At 41.5% G+C, this 18702-nt stretch carries 8 protein-coding genes and 1 pseudogene; 3 read left to right on the top strand and 6 right to left on the bottom strand.

The window, feature by feature from the left end; genetic code table 11:
- Window positions 1-483 precede the first annotated feature (483 nt).
- Window positions 484-2367, top strand: coding sequence for an ATP-dependent zinc metalloprotease FtsH (gene ftsH, locus AACU32_RS10100; RefSeq protein WP_096599441.1), 1884 nt, complete (start codon window positions 484-486; stop codon window positions 2365-2367).
- Window positions 2368-2479: 112 nt separating this feature from the next.
- On the opposite strand, the gene AACU32_RS10105 is transcribed toward ftsH, so the two are convergent.
- Complete coding sequence (locus tag AACU32_RS10105) at window positions 2480-8962, bottom strand: putative Ig domain-containing protein (RefSeq protein ID WP_339377727.1); 6483 nt, start codon at window positions 8960-8962, stop codon at window positions 2480-2482.
- Between the two features lie 323 nt (window positions 8963-9285).
- Here AACU32_RS10105 and AACU32_RS10110 point away from each other — a divergent pair, with 323 nt between their 5' ends.
- Both AACU32_RS10110 and AACU32_RS40685 read left to right on the top strand, forming a co-directional pair.
- Entirely contained in the window at window positions 9286-10155 is an 870-nt protein-coding gene (locus tag AACU32_RS10110) for an NB-ARC domain-containing protein (protein ID WP_339377728.1), read from the top strand.
- Between the two features lie 121 nt (window positions 10156-10276).
- Window positions 10277-10393: pseudogene (locus AACU32_RS40685) on the top strand (transposase); the annotation flags it as partial.
- 195 nt (window positions 10394-10588) lie between these two features.
- Here AACU32_RS40685 and msrA read toward each other — a convergent pair.
- The 5 genes from msrA to AACU32_RS10140 form a co-directional block, all read right to left on the bottom strand.
- Window positions 10589-11257, bottom strand: coding sequence for a peptide-methionine (S)-S-oxide reductase MsrA (gene msrA / locus AACU32_RS10120; RefSeq protein WP_096599442.1), 669 nt, complete (start codon window positions 11255-11257; stop codon window positions 10589-10591).
- Between the two features lie 96 nt (window positions 11258-11353).
- On the bottom strand, window positions 11354-12973 hold the full coding sequence (locus AACU32_RS10125) for an ArnT family glycosyltransferase (protein ID WP_096599443.1): 1620 nt from the start codon (window positions 12971-12973) through the stop codon (window positions 11354-11356).
- A 757-nt stretch (window positions 12974-13730) separates the two neighbouring features.
- The gene (locus AACU32_RS10130) at window positions 13731-15047 is read right to left on the bottom strand and encodes a recombinase family protein (protein ID WP_096599444.1); all 1317 of its coding nucleotides are present in this window, start codon (window positions 15045-15047) and stop codon (window positions 13731-13733) included.
- 57 nt (window positions 15048-15104) lie between these two features.
- Entirely contained in the window at window positions 15105-15464 is a 360-nt protein-coding gene (locus AACU32_RS10135) for a VOC family protein (RefSeq protein ID WP_096599445.1), read from the bottom strand.
- A gap of 76 nt (window positions 15465-15540) precedes the next feature.
- Window positions 15541-18318: a two-partner secretion domain-containing protein gene (locus tag AACU32_RS10140; protein WP_339377731.1), complete on the bottom strand. Its 2778-nt coding sequence runs from the start codon at window positions 18316-18318 to the stop codon at window positions 15541-15543.
- Window positions 18319-18702: the final 384 nt, after the last annotated feature.

The raw sequence follows: 18702 nt of genomic DNA on the forward strand, positions 1-18702 counted from the left end.
AATAGCTACTATTACGCAAATTCTTAAAAAGCGGAATCATTACGATTATGTTTATTTTAGCAATTTTGTTGCAAAATATGTCAACTGAAGGCTGAAGTATGAAGTATGAAGTATGAAATTACCCCACCCATAAATGTCAATAGTCCAAAGTCCAGAGTCATTAACCTTGACCATTGTCCCTAGAGACGCAAAGTGTAAAAAACCAGTTTAGTTAGATTTTTGTCAAAATAGATACTATGTATATAGTCTAATGAGGCATATAGCCACCGACCAATCTGGGAGGCTCAAAGTCAGGTTTTATTTTCATTCCCCTGATTCAAGGGAGTGTATTCCGAAAACATGATGGCGAAACACTGGGAAATGGTTTTGTCTGGAAGTTAAACTAGATGAGAAAACATTTATTTCCCGTTATTTCAATTTTGGCTAGAAGAATAGGCATAAAATCAGCGCTCAGCTTTTGCCACCAGGAGAAAGGTAATTATTATGACAGTTTTAGGTAAAAAAGCATTGAACAGACAGCCATCGGCAAAGCGTGTTCCTTGGGCTGGTGCATTAGCAGCCAGCTTAATATTATTGCCAGGGATTGTAGCTGGGAATCCAGCCTTGGCGCAAAAAGCAGAGCGCAATCCCTTAACTTATGGGGAGTTGATCAAGAAAACAGACAGAGGGGAAGTTGCAAAAGTTGAGCTGGATGAAGCCGAAAATGTCGCTAAGGTATATTTGGTAGGTCAAAAAGATACACCAATCCAGGTGAAACTTTTAGAGCAAAACACAGAGTTGATTAATAAACTCAAAGAAAAAAATGTGGATTTTGCTGAAGTTTCCTCGGCTAACAGTAGAGCGGCTGTCGGGTTATTGATTAACCTGATGTGGATTTTACCACTAGTAGCTTTAATGCTATTGTTCCTGAGACGCTCCACCAATGCTTCTAGCCAAGCGATGAATTTTGGCAAATCACGAGCTCGCTTTCAAATGGAGGCGAAAACCGGCGTAAAATTTGACGATGTCGCCGGGGTGGAAGAAGCAAAAGAAGAATTGCAAGAAGTCGTCACATTCTTGAAACAACCAGAAAGATTTACGGCTGTAGGCGCAAAGATTCCCAAAGGCGTGCTGTTAATTGGCCCTCCGGGTACAGGTAAGACTTTACTAGCAAAAGCGATCGCGGGGGAAGCAGGCGTTCCCTTCTTTAGCATTTCCGGCTCAGAATTCGTAGAAATGTTTGTGGGTGTGGGTGCATCCCGTGTCCGCGACTTATTCAAAAAAGCCAAAGAAAATGCTCCCTGTCTGATATTTATCGATGAAATTGACGCTGTTGGTAGACAACGGGGTGCGGGTATCGGTGGCGGTAACGACGAAAGAGAGCAAACCCTAAATCAATTGCTCACGGAGATGGATGGTTTTGAAGGTAACACAGGCATCATTATTATTGCTGCCACAAACCGCCCTGATGTCCTTGATGCAGCGTTACTGCGACCCGGACGCTTTGACCGCCAGGTGATTGTTGATGCACCGGATCTCAAAGGACGCTTGGACATTTTGAAAGTTCATGCCCGGAATAAGAAAATTGATCCTAGTGTATCCTTAGATGCGATCGCTCGCCGCACACCAGGATTTACAGGTGCAGATTTAGCTAACTTACTCAACGAAGCGGCAATTCTCACCGCCAGACGCAGAAAAGAAGCAATTACCATCTTAGAAATTGATGATGCTGTAGACCGGGTAGTGGCGGGGATGGAAAGAACTGCCCTAGTAGATAGTAAGGCTAAACGGTTAATTGCTTACCACGAAGTTGGACACGCCTTAGTCGGAACCTTACTCAAAGACCATGATCGCGTGCAGAAAGTCACACTGATTCCGCGCGGACAAGCACTGGGATTAACTTGGTTTACACCCAACGAAGAACAGGGGTTAATTTCCCGTTCCCAACTCAAAGCGAGAATTACCTCAATTTTAGGTGGTCGCGCTGCTGAGGAAGTTGTTTTTGGGAAGCCAGAAGTCACTACTGGTGCAGGAGACGACTTGCAGAAGGTAACAAATTTAGCACGACAAATGGTCACTCGATTTGGGATGTCCACCTTAGGCCCATTATCTTTAGAAAATCAGAGTGGAGAAGTCTTCTTAGGCCGGGATTGGATGAATAAATCAGAGTATTCTGAAGAAATTGCTGCCAAGATTGATGCCCAAGTCCGGGAAATTATCAATACTTCCTACCAAACCGCAAAATCAATATTAGAACAAAACCGCGTAGCTTTAGAACGCCTGGTAGATTTGTTATCCGACCAAGAGACAATTGAAGGCGAACTATTCCGCCAAATTGTTGCTGAACATACACAGGTAGCTGATGAAAAAATAGCTGTATCTCATTAGTAGTCAAGCTAGTGGTTGGTACTTAATTGCTAACTACTAGCTACTCAATAAGAGAATTGTTGGATGGGCAATGCCCACCTACGCAGGTTAAGGTTTTTAGCGCTAACAGAACTTAGGCAATACTTAAATTAACCCGCACGATCGCATCGTTGAAATCATTGTCACCGCCATTTGCTAAATCCTCAAAGCCAAAAGAGTTATTTCCTAACAAGCGAATGTGATCCTTTTTGTCAGTGTTAGCTCCCAAGAAGGGGAAGTAAACTGCTGGATCGTTATTAGGATTGCTATCAAGTAACGCATCAGGTCTACCATTAGCAATAATAAATGGTGCAAAGATGGAACCAGGTTGGAAAGTTCCTGTGTAAGTTGCAGTACCTTGGTTATTAACTGTCAAGTCAATACCTGCAACACGGTTACGAATTGCAGCTTCAATATAACCAGCTTGTCCAGCGAAAATATCTGCTTTACCATCTGAGTTGGTGTCAATACCACCATTCTCATCAGCTACTTGATAGAAACCGATGAAATTATCGAAAGCTGCTTCTCTGTTGACCACAAAATCAGCTTTTACCTGATTTGTGACATCCCGCAAATCAATAACTTCTCCTTGTGGCTTTCCTTGCAGATTTGTACCTAGAGGTAATGCATCATTGGTGGACTGAATTTTCACCACCAGATCCTTAAAGTCAGTAGTGCTATTACCATCCTTATCCTTCCAAGCGAGGGAAAACTGATCAGAACCCAAGTCTGTAATCTTTTGTTTTAAGGGGTCAGAAAATAGTATGTCTGTCAGTGGGGTAACTCCAGCGCGTACAGCATCAGTCGTGCTGTTTCTTATTAAATAGAATCTCAAGTTTTCACCGGAATTAAATTCCAGCAGATGTGTCAGATTGTTAGTATTAAAGCCATTGGGGAGATTAGCAATAGCAGAGAAAATTACTTTAGCTCGGTCTAAAGCTGCTTGGGCGTAACCTGCTGCACCTGGTGCAATACCATTGATGTTACCTTGAGCATCATCAACGGTAAACGCTCCTAGTTCATTGACAAGATTAGAGCTTCGTCCGGTGAGAGTAACTTGAAGTTTTGATTTGCCACTGCTATTAAAGATGTTAAAGATATCATCAGCAATTTTTGAAAGCTTCAAGGTAGGTGAGCTGTTGCTTTGTTCGACAGCTAGTACAAATGTGTCAGTTGCACTTACACCATCATTATCTGTCGCTTGTACCTCAATTGTGAAACTTCCAACATTGGCATTAGTTGCTGTACCGCTAAAGGTGCGAGTAGCAGGATTAAATTTCAGCCAACTAGGTAAATTACTGCCATCTTTGAGTGTTGCTGAGTAAGTAAGACTATCACCTGCATCGATATCGCTGAAGGTGTTGGCATCAAAAGTAAAGCTGAAGGCTGTATCTGCTGAAGTGGATTGATCTGCGATCGCATTTTCTAAGGTGGGTGCATCATTAACGTTGTCTACAGTCAAAGAAAAATCATCGCTGACTGTTGCGCCCGAAGTATCAGTTGCCGCCACTTTAATATCAATAATACTGATATCGGCGTTAGTTGGTGTACCGCTAAAGGTGCGAGTAGCAGAATTAAATTTCAGCCAACTAGGTAAATTACTGCCATCTTTGAGTGTTGCTGAGTAAGTAAGGCTGTCACCTGCATCGATATCACTGAAGGTGTTGGCATCAAAAGTAAAACTGAAGGCTGTGTCTTCTGTGGCTGTTTGGTTGGCGATCGCATTCTCTAATATTGGTGCATGATTAGTATTAATGACTGCCAAAGAGAAGATATCACTGACACTTGCCCCAAAATTATCAATAGCGCTAACTTTGATGTTGAGTGTGCCGACATCGGCATTAGCAGGAGTACCGCTAAATGTGCGGGTTTCTGCATCAAAGGTAAGCCAACTTGGTAAAGCGTTGTCGTTATCTAAAGTTGCTGAATAGGTAAGGATATCGCCTGCATCTACATCAACATCACTGAAGGTGTTAGCAGGAATTGTGAAGGTGAAAGTGGTGTATTCTGTAGCTGTGGCATCAGCGATCGCACTATTTAAAATCGGTGCGTCGTTAACGTTGTCTACAGACAAAGAAAAATCATCGCTGACTGTTGCGCCCGAAGTATCAGTTGCCGCCACTTTAATATCAATAATACTGATATCGGCGTTAGTTGGTGTACCGCTAAAGGTGCGAGTAGCAGAATTAAATTTTAGCCAACTAGGTAAATTACTGCCATCTTTGAGTGTTGCTGAGTAAGTAAGGCTGTCACCTGCATCGATATCACTGAAGGTGTTGGCATCAAAAGTAAAACTGAAGGCTGTATCTGTTGGGGTGGATTGATCTGCGATCGCACTATTTAAAATCGGTGCGTCGTTAACGTTGTCTACAGACAAAGAAAAATCATCACTGACTGTTGCGCCCGAAGTATCGGTTGCCGCCACTTTAATATCAATAATATTGATATCGGCGTTAGTTGGTGTACCGCTAAAGGTGCGAGTAGCAGAATTAAATTTCAACCAACTAGGTAAATTACTGCCATCTTTTAAAGTTGCTGAGTAAGTAAGGCTATCACCTGCATCAATATCGCTGAAGGTATTGGCATCAAAAGTCAAGCTGAAGGCTGTGTCTTCTGTGGCTGTTTGGTTGGCGATCGCACTATTTAAAGTCGGTGCATCGTTAACAGCAGTAATTTCTAGGGTGAGCGTTTGAGTCGCGGTTCCACCATTGCCATCGCTGACAGTATAGCTGAAAGTTCCTGCACTGCCATTGGCGTTAGTAACTGGGGCAAAAACTAAGCTGGTTAGTTGTTCGGTGGTTAAGCTGGTGTTTGCGGTGACGACTGTATTGTTAGGTAAGCGAATTTCGCCTTTGGTTGTTTCTGGGACGGTGGTGACAGTGATAGTTAAGGGATCGTTATCTGCATCGGTTGGGATTGCGATCGCTAAAGCAATCGGTGCAGCATCTTCTAAGACTGTGAGTGTCTTATTCGCTTCCGTGACTGGCTCACTATTTTCTGAAATAACTGGTTTATAGACATAAATATTTGAAGAAGCGTTGGTGGCTCCAGCAACTAGATTATTTGCGGTAGATTGAAAACCAATGTAGCTTCCATCCCCGCTGATGGAGGGATTGATACTGTCTGCACGTGTTTCACTATTAAGTGATGGGCTGACTAGTTTTGTCTCACCAGTGAGGCGATCGCGCAAATAAATATTGTTGTAGGAATCAGGGTTGTCTACTCCAAGATAGGAAGCAAGGGATTGGAAGACGACATAACGCCCATTCGCACTTATAGAAGGTCGGCTACTATTACTGTCTAATTCTGTTTCATCACTGGTAAGGCTGACTCGCTCAAGAGTTTCGGCTTGCAAATCATAAACGAAGATGTCACCCGTCTCATTAGTATCTCCTGAAACCAGATTGGAGGCGAGGGAAGAGAAGACGACATAGTGACCATCGGCACTTATTGAAGGTGATAAACTAATTTCATTTGCCTCAGTTCCATTGATACCAATACTGATGCGTTTGGTAGTGCCTGTTTGGCGATCGCGCAAGAAAATATCTCCAACCTCATTGGTATCATTAGCAACTAGATTAGAAGCGTAGGAATAAAATACTACATAGCGTCCATCTGCACTAATTGCCGCATCTGGACTCAAGCTATCACTATTGCTTTGGATGCCCTCATTAGCAACACTGATCAACTCGGTTGTTTCAGCTTGGAGATCGCGTAAGAAAACGTCAACTGCGCCATTGGTGTCTCCTTGTACCAAGTTGGAAGCAATAGAGGAGAACACTACATAGCGCCCATCACCGCTAATCGCAGCTAGATTGCTAACCCCATCGGCTTGATTTCCATCATTGGCGATACTAATTCTTCTGGTTGAAGCTGTTTGTGTGTCGCGAATGAAGATGTCTCGAACGTCATTTGTATCGTTGTCTACTAAATTAGATGCATCGGAAGCGAAGACAACATAACGACCATCATCACTAATGGCAAAAACCTCACTCTTGCCGTTGGCTTGAGTTTCATCATCACTAAGGCTAATTCTCTCCAGTGTATTGGTTTGTGAATTACGGATGAAGACATCTGAAACTCCGTTAGTATCACCCGCAACTAAATCATAAGCCGCAGATGTAAAAGCTAGAAAAAGTCCATCACTGTTTGGAAGGGGAGTTGTGCTATCGCCATTTCCTTGTGTAATTGCTAATAAAGAGTCTGACTGGTTAACAGATGCTTTCACCGCTGAATCTGTTAAAGCGAAAGCCTCCAAAGTTGAAAGAAGTTGTAAATTATCGCTAGGCTCCTCAGTAAATCCTAGTGGGCTTAAGTTACGCTGATTCTGAGGACTATTATTTTGTCGCTGCTGACCATCCCAGGTGAGGTTTAGCCAACCTGAAGGAAGTGATTGTCCAACTCCGATTTGACCTTTAACACTGCCGCCTAACTGGAAACCCTTACCTAATGAGAATGATCCTCCAAGATCATAGGATAGAGTTTGAGTAGTATTTGTATAGTCAATACCAACATTAACCTGATAACCAGGCAAAGCTTTAGAATATGAAGCTTTGGCTGTAAAGTTATTAATAGTTGACTCAATCCGTGATTGAGCAGGGGCAGGGTTGTGTTTTAACACACTCTGAAGCCCAGAAATGGTAATATCTTCCAACTTGCCTAGATAAACATCTAAACTGATACTTCCATTGGCAATTGGTTGTTGATATTTTAAGAAATCATTATCAACGGATAATCCATAAGACTTAAAAGCCTGATAAGCTCCAGGAAGGTAAGCTTTGACAGCAGCCTCTCCTAAACTTCTAATTTTCTCTTTTCCAATTGCAAGGCCTTCATCCACAACTTTTTGTCGAACCTGTGGTGGACTTTGATTGAGAAAATATACTATCTTGTTAGTATCAGATTGAATAGCAGAGAATACTTTGTTAACACCGAAACCAAACAAATCTTCAGTTCGCTGTCTTAAATTTTCCTGCCATGTTTTCAGAGGTGTCTCAACATAATTTTGAAAAGCTGCTTTTTGAACATTTTGTGCTAAGTTTTCAATATTTTGCTTACTGGTTAATGAAAATCTTCTTGCTGAATCAGCAGCTAAACCAAGACTGCTATTAACTTGAGTTGATATAGAAGCAGTATCGCTTTCAACGTTAGTTCCCGAAATATTGGCTGTAGCTAAACTTAGCCTGCTATCAACTTGATTTGATGTAAAAGAAGTATTACGAGCCACGCTATTTCCAGAATCCAAAATATTTGCGGTAGCACTACCTTTAACATCAAGATTCCATCGGAAATCTAACACTTTATCTAATGGCTGACTAAATCCTGTAACTGTAGTTGTAATTCGGTTAGTAAAAGTTTTCCCAGGGGCGATACTATTAGGAATAGTAAAATTAAGCTTGGTTTCTCCAGTAATTTCATCGGTAATATTGCTAGTGGGTTGGAGATCAGCCTTTACAAACTCCATTCCTTTGGGCAGAATAATCTCAGTCGTCGCATCTGTGGCACTCTGACTACTATTATTAGTGAGATTAACTGTATAAGTGAGTTCTGGACTTATACCAATTACACCTTGATCGCTAGAGATTGAAAGATCTAGATTGGTAATAGGATCTACTTGTAATTTTGCATTGTAATTATATAAACTGTATACGGGGTGCGGTAAACCAATCCAGAAATAGTAAGTACCAGGTTCCATTACCCCAAAAAAATCAATTGTTTCATTACTAAACCCTGTACCACCACCTCCGGTATACTCAAACTTAAGATCACTCGTACCTAAGGAGCTTACAGAAGCAGTAGGAATATATTCGGGGGGTCCATCAACAAAACTTCCTGATACAAATACAATATTAACTTTACTAGCTGTATCAAGAGTAAATTTAAAGAAATCAGCTTCATCTCTATAATCAACAAAGTCAGAACCTAGATAATCATTAATTTCAGTAGTTTTCTTTGCACTTCCTAAAGTACCTAAATCATAAGCTGTACTTGTATTATTACCACCTGAATCTAAATCAGGGTATGAAAACTCTGCCTTAAGACTAATCCCATCTATATTAATGATTCCTGTATCATCTTCAGTTTCTAGCTTCTGTAACTGACTTTCATTTAGCATATCTCCACGTACAAAAGCCGCGAAAATCGCCCCTTCATCACCAGGTGCATCAGCAGTATTAATTTGGGTATCAACCCAATGACCAAATTCTTCTAGTAATACACGAGCGATCGCTCCTACATCTCCCTGATGATTTGTGATAAATTCCTGTGATAGATAAATCCTATTCGTCGCTGCTGCAAAAGCTCCATTCGCTCCATTTATATCTGCTGCATGGCGAACCTCTATCTCAGGAAAATCACTAAAATCTCCGGTTATCCAAGCCGTCGCCAAAGAATCAACATTAACCCCCTCCCCAAAAGCGATCGCCATCTTTTGACCAAAATCTTGCTCACTGGCAAAATTCTGTAAGTAGTCTTGTGCTAAAAACAGAGCTTGTTCTACGTGGGTTAACTGTGTTGGATCAAGGATTAAAGAAGACTTGACAATTAAATTTTTTCCGGCGATGCGTGCATTGTTCATATTTTGGCCAGGTTTTATAGATCAGACGAGAGTTGACGCAGATTCTTTGGCTGAAACCTACTATCCGAATATTCTACTGCATGGTATAAAGTTTGACAGTTGGAAAAGGTCGGAAAAAGTCGGATCTTTTTAGTAGATTTACGTAAACTTTTTGGCTAAATAAAGCTTATGGTGCGAATATCATAGTTAATTTAGTTCTACATGATTAAATGACGATTGAAGAAGCGATCGCACTAGTTGAGCAATTATTGAAACGAGGACGCTTAACAAGAGCGTAAGAGCTTGTATTTCGCCACACCTGGGAAGGGAAAACCTACCTAGAAATGGCCAAAGAACTCACTTACGATCCAGGTCATATTAAAGATGTAGGATCTGAACTGTGGCGATCGCTCTCGCAAGCTTTAGGAGAAAAAGTTACCAAAAATAACCTGCACGGAGTACTGAAGCGAACCCGACCGCCACAACAACCCATCATAAATTTGGGGGAAGCAATCGACGTTTCTCAATTCTATGGACGTACTACTGAATTAGAAACCCTGAGCCAATGGATTGTGCGCGATCGCGCTCGTGTGGTGACACTGCTAGGTATGGGTGGCATGGGTAAAACCGCACTTTCGGTGAAGTTAGCAGAACAGCTACAGGTCGAATTCGAGTACGTCATTTGGCGATCGCTACGGCACGCACCTGTTTTCGGTGACAAATTGACGGATTGCATCAAAATCCTTTCTCATCAGCAAGTTACCACATTGCCCGCTGACCCTCATGAGCAAATTACCTGTTTAATCGAGTACCTCCGCAAATCTCGATGCTTGCTGATTCTGGATAATTTCGACACATTATTGCAGCAAGGTAACCAGGCAGGCTGTTACCGTGAGGGCTACGAATCCTATGGCGAACTCTTGTGGCGATTGGGAGAAACACAACATCAAAGCTGTGTCCTGATTACCAGCCGAGAAAAACCTGCTGAAATTGCTGCCTTAGAAGGTGATTGTTTGCCAGTTCGTACCCTTGCTTTATCAGGATTAGAAGTCGCCGCCGGACAAACAATTTTGACACTCAAGGGTTTATCAGGCACTGAAGACGAAACCCGCCATCTAGTTGAGTGTTACCGTGGTAATCCACTAGCTTTGAAAATTGCTGCCACCTCAATTCGGGACTTACATGAAGGCAATATCGCTCGTTTCTTTGAGTGAAGATGGGAAGATACTAGCAAGTGGGAGTGTTAATAAAACAACGTGAGTTTGACGAATAGGAAAGCCCAAAAAGCTTGTTATGTATGAATTTGCACAACTGAGCATCCAAAAAGGCGATCGCGCATTTTCGCTAACTCCCGCCAATGTTGATGACCGAAAACCAGTCCCAGATAGGACTAAGGACTTAATTGGCAAACTGTTTAGTGACCAAGAATATATCTCTCAAAACCTTGTAGATGTTGGGTTTCACTACGTTCAACCCAACCCAATACTTTTCGGTTAGGGGGAAAAAGGGGAATGGGAAAAGGGAAAGAAAAAACCTTTAACCCTTACCCTTTCACCTTTTACCCAAAACCAATTTTTATTTCAAAACGTTTAACCGAGTAGTATTGCAACCCAACCTTGACGACAATCCTGAACACGCAATCATTGCTTAACCACTCAGTTGTGATTCAGCAATTCCTACTGGACAAGAAACATTTGTTCCGCCTAAACCACAATACCCACCAGGGTTTTTGGCAAGGTACTGTTGATGGTAATCTTCAGCGTAGTAAAACTCAGGTGCAGGCAATATTTCTGTGGTAATTTTTCCATAGCCTGCATCTTTGAGGGCTTGCTGATAAGCTTCCCGTGAGGCTTCTGCTTGCTGACGCTGGTTTTCCGAATATACGTAAATTCCGGAACGGTACTGCGTTCCCGTATCATTACCTTGACGCATCCCTTGGGTGGGGTTATGGCTTTCCCAAAAAACTTTCAACAATTGGGAATAACTCACCACTGTTGGATCAAATACCACCAATACCACCTCATTATGACCAGTTAATCCGCTACATACCTCTTGATAGGTGGGGTTTGGTGTGAATCCAGCAGCATAACCAACTGCGGTAGTATAAACACCTTTAACTTGCCAAAATTTGCGCTCTGCACCCCAAAAACAACCTAAACCAAATAAAGCTATTTCTAATCCGTCAGGAAAAGGTGCTTTTAGCGGATTACCGTTGACATAGTGAGTCGCAGGTACGCGCATTTTTTCTGTTCTTCCTGGTAAGGCTTGTTCAGGGGTGGGCATTACTGCTTTCTTACCAAATCCAAATATTGCCATTGCTTTTTCATAAATCTCTTTACCTTACTTAATATTTTAACGATTTTGGTTGACGATCGCTTATTGTGTCAATTGACTGTTGACTGTTGACTGAATTTACAAACGATTGATCTCTTTGGTAATCAGTTTCCAACCTTCAGCTTCGCCGATTACCTTCACGGAGTCTAGGTAAAGACTATTCTCAGCAGATGCATTCACGAGAAAATAGGGTTGTCCGTTGTAGTGCCAATAGTATTGCAGTTCACCTAAAGAAGCGGGAATAATTGTGCGATCGCTATAAAAATCCAAGGATGGACGACTGTAGGCAAAGGATGTGTAAATCTTCTTGACGGTGGGATTAGCTTGTGCGATCATGCTGGCGACTGGTTTGACTGGGTAAGCATCCCATAATTCCCAAACCCAGTAGTTGGTTTTCATCAACAACAGCAGTGAAATATAACTTCCCCAAAACAGAATCTTCAGGAATTGCCCATCGCCTCGTTCGGCGTAAATCGCTGCTAAAGTCATAGTTAAGGCAACTGCTGCACAAATTACCTGTAAGTCTGTTTTCGGTACTGCACCGGAACTAAAAAAAATACTTCCCGCAGAAGCTGCTAAAGCCATCATCGCCAACCCAGCGATCCAAGACCGGGGATAGGATGTGAGTAGAGGTAAATTTTCTGTTTCTGCGATTTGCGCACCCAAGGCTAAAGCTAGGCCGGGATAAATTGGGAATAAGTACCAGAGAAGTTTCGTACCCATACAAGAAACGATCAGCAGGTAAACACCACTCCATACCAGTACGAGTTTTGCCCAGCTAAGATTGCGATTTTCCCAAGTTAAGCGTAAGCTTTGCGGTAGAAACAGTAGCCAAGGCCATGCATACATGGCAATTTCTTTGAAATGGTACCACGAGACTTGAAAACTATCTTGTGAACCGATGCCAAATCGGTTGATGGCTGGATTGATAAAAGCCATCTGAAGGAAAGTGTGACCGTAGTGCAGTAGCTGCGCACCATACCAACCAAGTGCTGGTAAAATACCGATGGCGATCGCTATCCACAGATAGTAACTACTCAGCAGTCGTGGTGTATCCCACAACAAAAATACAATGGCGATCACACCTAGCAATATGCCGAATATCCCTTGCGTCAGGCAAATTAAGCCCAAGCCGATACCAATACCCAGACAGTAACGCAAATCTCGGCGCGATCGCAATACACACAACATCATCACCATCAAAAAACTTACCACCGCGCCATCTAACATCGCCAATCGCCCATGACGCACTACAGGTAGCATTGTCAGGTAAATCAAAGCGCTATAAATAGCCGCCCATCGTTGGCGAAATATTTCTCGCCCAATGCAATACAGTAATGGTACTGAACAAGCTGTTAAAATTGCTCCAGGTATGCGCGTAGCCCATTCATTAACGCCTTTGAGGTGGTAAGCCAAAGCAACTAGCAAATGCATTAAAGGCGGCTTGTATGGATAAGGTTCACCGCCGATTGTTGGGTAAAGCCAACCCAGAGAATCTGCTGGGGAACGCAAAATTTCCCGGGCGACCTGTGCCACAATCCCTTCATCCCCATCGCGCAGCGGTACTCCTCCCAGATTGACGCTAAACAGTAACACTGCTGCCAATAGCAGGACAATTAGCCATACGCCATCAATCAATTTATCAACTGTGCGATGTTGTTTTCCTAGATGACCCCAAATAAAGCTTCCTTCTTGCATATTCTATGATAATCATTTTGCTTGCTGGTTTGATTACATAGAGATCAGAGCGAATCTCTCATGTTGCCACCCAGTAATAACCTGTGTGTTTAGCAATTGCTAGATTCCAAATTAACTCATTTTTTCCTATTCGGAAAATTTTTTCTGGAGAAAATTGCCTAAGTTTTTTTTCCGGTTCTTATTATCAAGAATATTTTTTAAAGAAAGATATAAATCATACAGATTTATAAGCCTTGGTTTCCCTGAGTATCTTTTGTTGATTAATCTAAATTTTATGTGAAAACTCTCATGGTGTTTGCTGTCTATTTATTTAATTACTAAGTTTCTCCGCTGCCTGATTTGCAGAATTTCTAGTTACAGTGTTTCTCAGGTGAACTATACACGTAAGCTCATCAATTAAATTCCTCTGACTTGTAATTTGAAAAACTAATAATTAGCTAATTTAATTACAAAGTGGAAATTCAACCCATGATAAATAAATAGAAACCGCGTCATCCAGACAAACACCGTGAATAAATACTCGTGGGGAAAAGTTGACTGATAACGGTTGACTGTGAACGGTCAACGGTCAACAGTCTAATTGAGTTAATGTGCAAATTAAATGTGGAACCAATACGGTTTGGATAAGCAATTTTCATCTCCCTTTTGATTTGGTAAAAGGTTAAGGGGTAAGGGGGAAAGGTTTGAATGGGCCCTTTTCCCTTTTCCCTTTCCCCCTTAACCGAACCGTATTAAATGTGGAACAGCTTAGTTACTATTAAAAAATGAAAATAATCTCTAAAGTCCAATCTGTATCTTGACGAACAATCTCAATTTGACGAATAAATTCTCGAAAATAAAATCTGCGCTCGGATTCTGATAAATCTAACCAAAATTGGGGAATGGAAACAGCAACAGCAACGGAACGTAAATTAACTGGTGGAAGAGTAGCTAACTTAGCTTGGAGTGCAGAAATTTCTGTGCGGAGTTTGTATGCTCTTAAGTTTGCTGTTTGGGTATCTAAAACTCCAGTTTCTATTAAAGCAGGTAACTGAGTCAGTATTTCTTGCTGACGAGCGATCGCATCGACTAAACTATTCTTCATTGCATCTAATTGAGGAAAATTCATTCCCGCCACTGCTAGGGGTAATTCTTCGCAAACTTTGGTAATTATCTTGTGCAAAATTTTCTCATAAGCAATAGCGCGACATTTGGGACGTTGGGGACAGCTAATCGGACGTAAATAAAGATACTCTTTGTTTTGACGATGTTGGGTGACGCGGGTAACAGTCATGTGGGATTGACATTCCCGACAAACAACCAAGCCTGCTAAAGAACGGGGTGCGCTAGCTGTGCGAGATGGTAAACGACTGTTACGGCGCAAAAGCCTGTCAACTTGGGCGGCTTCTTCTGGAGAAATTATCGCAACGTGGGTATGAGAAATAATTTCGCCATCTTGGTAAGCGGTATTGCCCCGATATACTGGATTAGTTAGCCAGCGTCTTCCTGTAGTAACAGAGATTTTTTTACCGTATTTTTTGGCTAAATAACGAACAGCACCCCGCAAGGAACCATAGAGTATAAATTGTTCAAAAAAATCTTTAACTACCGGGGAAGTACTGCGGTCTACAATGTATTTATCCTTACTGCGGCGGTAGCCATAGGGAGGCTTACCTGGTGGCGGTGCAGTTGCCAAACGACTACGGGCGTGTCCTTGGCGGATACGCCGACTACGTTGTTGACGTTGAATTTCTTGTAACAATTTCAGCAACTGTGCCCGGAGGCTGCCCTTTTCGGAAGTGTAAGGTTGTTCAGTAGCAATTACTACTATACCCATTGCTTCCAATTCATTCAGGCGATCGCCTACCTCCCCAACAGTATCACCCAACTCTTCCAAGCGCCGGATTAACAGATAATTTGCCGGCTCAAGTTTGCAGTCAGTGAATAATTGCTGTAATTGCGATCGCGCAGCGTGTCCGAAGGACTCTCGCCCTCCCAAATCATGATACACCCGATCCACTTCCCATCCCCAATCATCAGCATCAGGAGGGTTTTCTAATAAAGGATCGGTGTAACTATAGGCAATGATTTTCATTTAGCATTGGTCATTGGTCATTGGTCATTGGTCAACAGTCAACAGTCAACAGTCCCCTCACTGCTGACTCAATTCGATAATATTCCCATCCGGGTCTTTAGTGAACACAGCCGGACGACCTGAGGCGCTGGCTTGGATAGGATAATTGTGATTGAGTAACTCTTGTTTGGCGATATCTAAGTCAACAACAGAGAAAGCAACATGGGGGTTGCGTCCCCATTTTTCGTTTTGGTTGTCTGTGGGAGAAGATGGGGCGACTATCAAGTGAATTTGATAGTTACCAACTTGATACCATGCTCCAGGGTATTTGAGGGAGCGATCTATTTTCGCTAGTCCTAATACTGTGCCATAAAATTGTTCAGAGCGTTCCAGGTCAGTAACGAGAATGGCGGTATGCAGACTGTTGGTAATTTCCATTGTCTATGAGATGCGATCGCGTTTCTTTCAATTTTCACCTATTTCTACCACCTGGGATGGAGGGATGCGCCATGAATTAAGAACATTCCCGACTCAAAATCACTTCTCCATTTGGTAATCGATACATCCCTTGCGGTTCGACAATGCGATCGCCAATTTTCCATTTGCGAGGGGTAACATTACTAGGAACAGACTGCAAAGTGCCAGTAGGATACGGTGAAAGCGGTGCATCACCAGGACGTTCCGGTAAGCCACCTGAACCTGTAACAAAGAAAGTCCCGCCTTGTTGATTGTTGCGTCTGGCAATGCAAGTATTAGCCAGTATTGCGTTAGTATCAATCACATTTTCAGGCAGTTCTGTTAAACTGTTTTCCAGAAAACTGATGTCGGGTACACCTGTAATGCTTCCAGAAACTGCACCGCTAGCATTGACATCGACTCGTTTATTTCCATCAAGTGTGTTGATACTTGCAGCATCAGTGGTGAAGGAAGTAGGGCGATATATGGGAGAACTGAAGAATATGCGGGTGTAAAATGTAATATCGCCGCCTTTGCCATCACGGGCAAATGAGAGAATATCGCTGTCATTCAGGGCAATAATTGAGTTAGCGGTGAGGGTAATATTACCGCCTCCGCCAGCACCACTAAAAACATTGGTGCGAATGTCACTATTACCAAAAAGGCGGATATTTTCAGCAGTAAGATTGATATTTCCTCCAGAAGATTGTAAGGAGGATGTCAATATTTGACTATTATTTGCATTCAAGTTTCTTGCAGTAGTCAAATTAATATTACCTGCTTTTCCTGTGCCTTCACTCGCTGCAACAATTTGCGCATTATTAGTTAATTCAACTGCGTCAGCTTTGATGATTAAATTACCTCCATCCCCTGAACTTGTAGTTTGAGTTGAGAGTACTGAACCATCGCTAGCAATGAATTCTCCTGTTTCAATGGAGAGAGTTCCGGCTTTTCCTGCACCTAAAGTTTCAGTTGATATTACGTTATGACGGTTTTTGTCAGTGGGTGATATACCAGTCATTACTAATGAATTAGTCGCCCGAATATTAATATTTCCAGAGTTGGACTGACCGAGATTATTTGTATTTTGCAAATTAATATCATTATTTATCTGTGATATTGCAGTAAGTATGTTCTGCTGAATTACTGGATCTAAAGAATTATTGGTTTTTGCTAAAATATCTAAAATATTATTACTGGTGGGGTCAAAGCTACTATTAGTTAATTGACCGCCATCGCGTATATTTAAATTTTCGGTTTCGATATTAATATTACCACCAGATGCCGCACTAAAAGAATTAGCAAATATGCCGCTATTTGACAAGTTGATAGAATCGGAAGTTTTGAGTGTTATATCACCAGGGTTTCCTTGTCCCAAAAAGCTAATAGTTCCAATAGACGATACATTTTCTAGATTTAATATTTTAGCAGAAATCAGAATATTTCCTCCAGCACCTTGAATAGTTGAGTTACCTAATCCAACAGAGGAACTAGATAATGTACTATTATTCAAGTTTACAGAATTAGTAGCTTGTATTGATAAATTACCTGCATTACCTTGTCCGCCATAGGTTGCAGTACCAATACCAGCCAAATTCATGTTTAAGTTTTCTGTATTAATTAAAATATCTCCGCTATTTCCTGTACCAGATGTACTTGTACCAATGAAAGTAAGTCCATTAACACCAGACATATTAAGATTTTGGGTATTAATGGTAATATCTCCACCTTTTCCAGCAATTTCTGTATCTGTACCAATGCTAGAAACACCGGACATCTTGAGATTTTGAGTATCAATGATAATATTTCCGCCTGTCCCAGTAGCATATTTCAATGTAGCAATATGAGCTTCATCAGAGAGTTCTAACTGTGATGCTTGAATTTTTATATCTTTACCATTTACATTACTAATGTTGGCTGAAAAAAGGTTAGATTGTCCAGCGATTTTGATATTATTACCTACCAACTGAATTTCCCCAGTACCATAACCATAAGTATTGATGAGTGCTTGCTTAGTTAAGGAAATATCTGCTTGAGCAACATTTGTGGGGAATATTAAATCAAAATTATCACCATCTATATTTAATCCAACACTACCCTTTTGAGCCAATCCTCCTAATTCAACTTTTCCACCAGAAGCTATGATTATGCCATCATCCAAAATGACATTACCGCCTAAGAGTAAAATACTTTTACCATAAGCAGAAGTAATTCCTGAGTTTGTATTTGGATAAAGATTTGCTCCTCTTGATTGATTAATAATTGACGCAGGTTGTATTTGATTAAAGAAAAAAGCCGAAGGGTTAATCGTCAAAAGTTGCGGAACTTCGGGAGTAGAAGCGCTATATAATCCTTGGTTATTAAACTTTACTGCATCCGCAGTGGTAGCAACGAATGAACCAGCAGTATTAAGGATAGCATTTCTTCCGAAAATAATGCCATTGGGATTGATTAAAAATAAATTGGCCTTGGAAAAAAAATAATTACTTTCGTCAAGAGTACCCAAAGCACCAAAAATAAGAGAAGGGTTTTTTCCTGTCACCCGTGCCACAATATTTTGAATATCAGCGTTAGGTGTACGAAAATAAGCACTGCGTCCTTCACTGACATTAAATTCCCGAAAGCTGTGGAATAAATTAACACCTCTAATTGCTCCTCCTTGAATTAATTCTATCGGCAACCCAAGAAAGTTTTGTTCTACTAAAGAACTTTCGGATTTGAGCGTGTCATCAGGGACAATATTGCTACTTTGAGCTAAGGCTGATTTTCCAGCTACAATCCAAACCAGCCCACTTATTACACTTAGTTGTGTCAGAATTTTTATAATTTTTTGCACGATTTATAATTGCGCTAAATTGCCAGATACCCGACTTTTTAGAGAATATAGCTAGCGATTTAGGGGTAAGACTCCTCGCGTACCCAACACACCGCCGTCACCTCCGGGTGCGGCTAATTTAACAAAGCCCACCTCCGTGGGCTGAATTCATTAGCCCACGGAGGTGGGCTTTGTAGTGTTAGCCCCAGGCTTCCAGCCTGCGGGCGTTATTTCGGGTAAGCGAGAGAACCGTATATATCACTATTGATGGATCAAGCCCATCATTCGCTAGATGCATCCTCTAAGAAGTCAGGTATTTTTCTTATTTTATTGATTGTTAACAGTAAATATACTTGATTATAGCTAAAATACAAAACTAAATTGATAAAATCTTTGCCGTAAATA

Origin of the sequence: Calothrix sp. NIES-2100, from assembly GCF_963875285.1 — a bacterium.
Lineage (GTDB): Bacteria > Cyanobacteriota > Cyanobacteriia > Cyanobacteriales > Nostocaceae > Aulosira.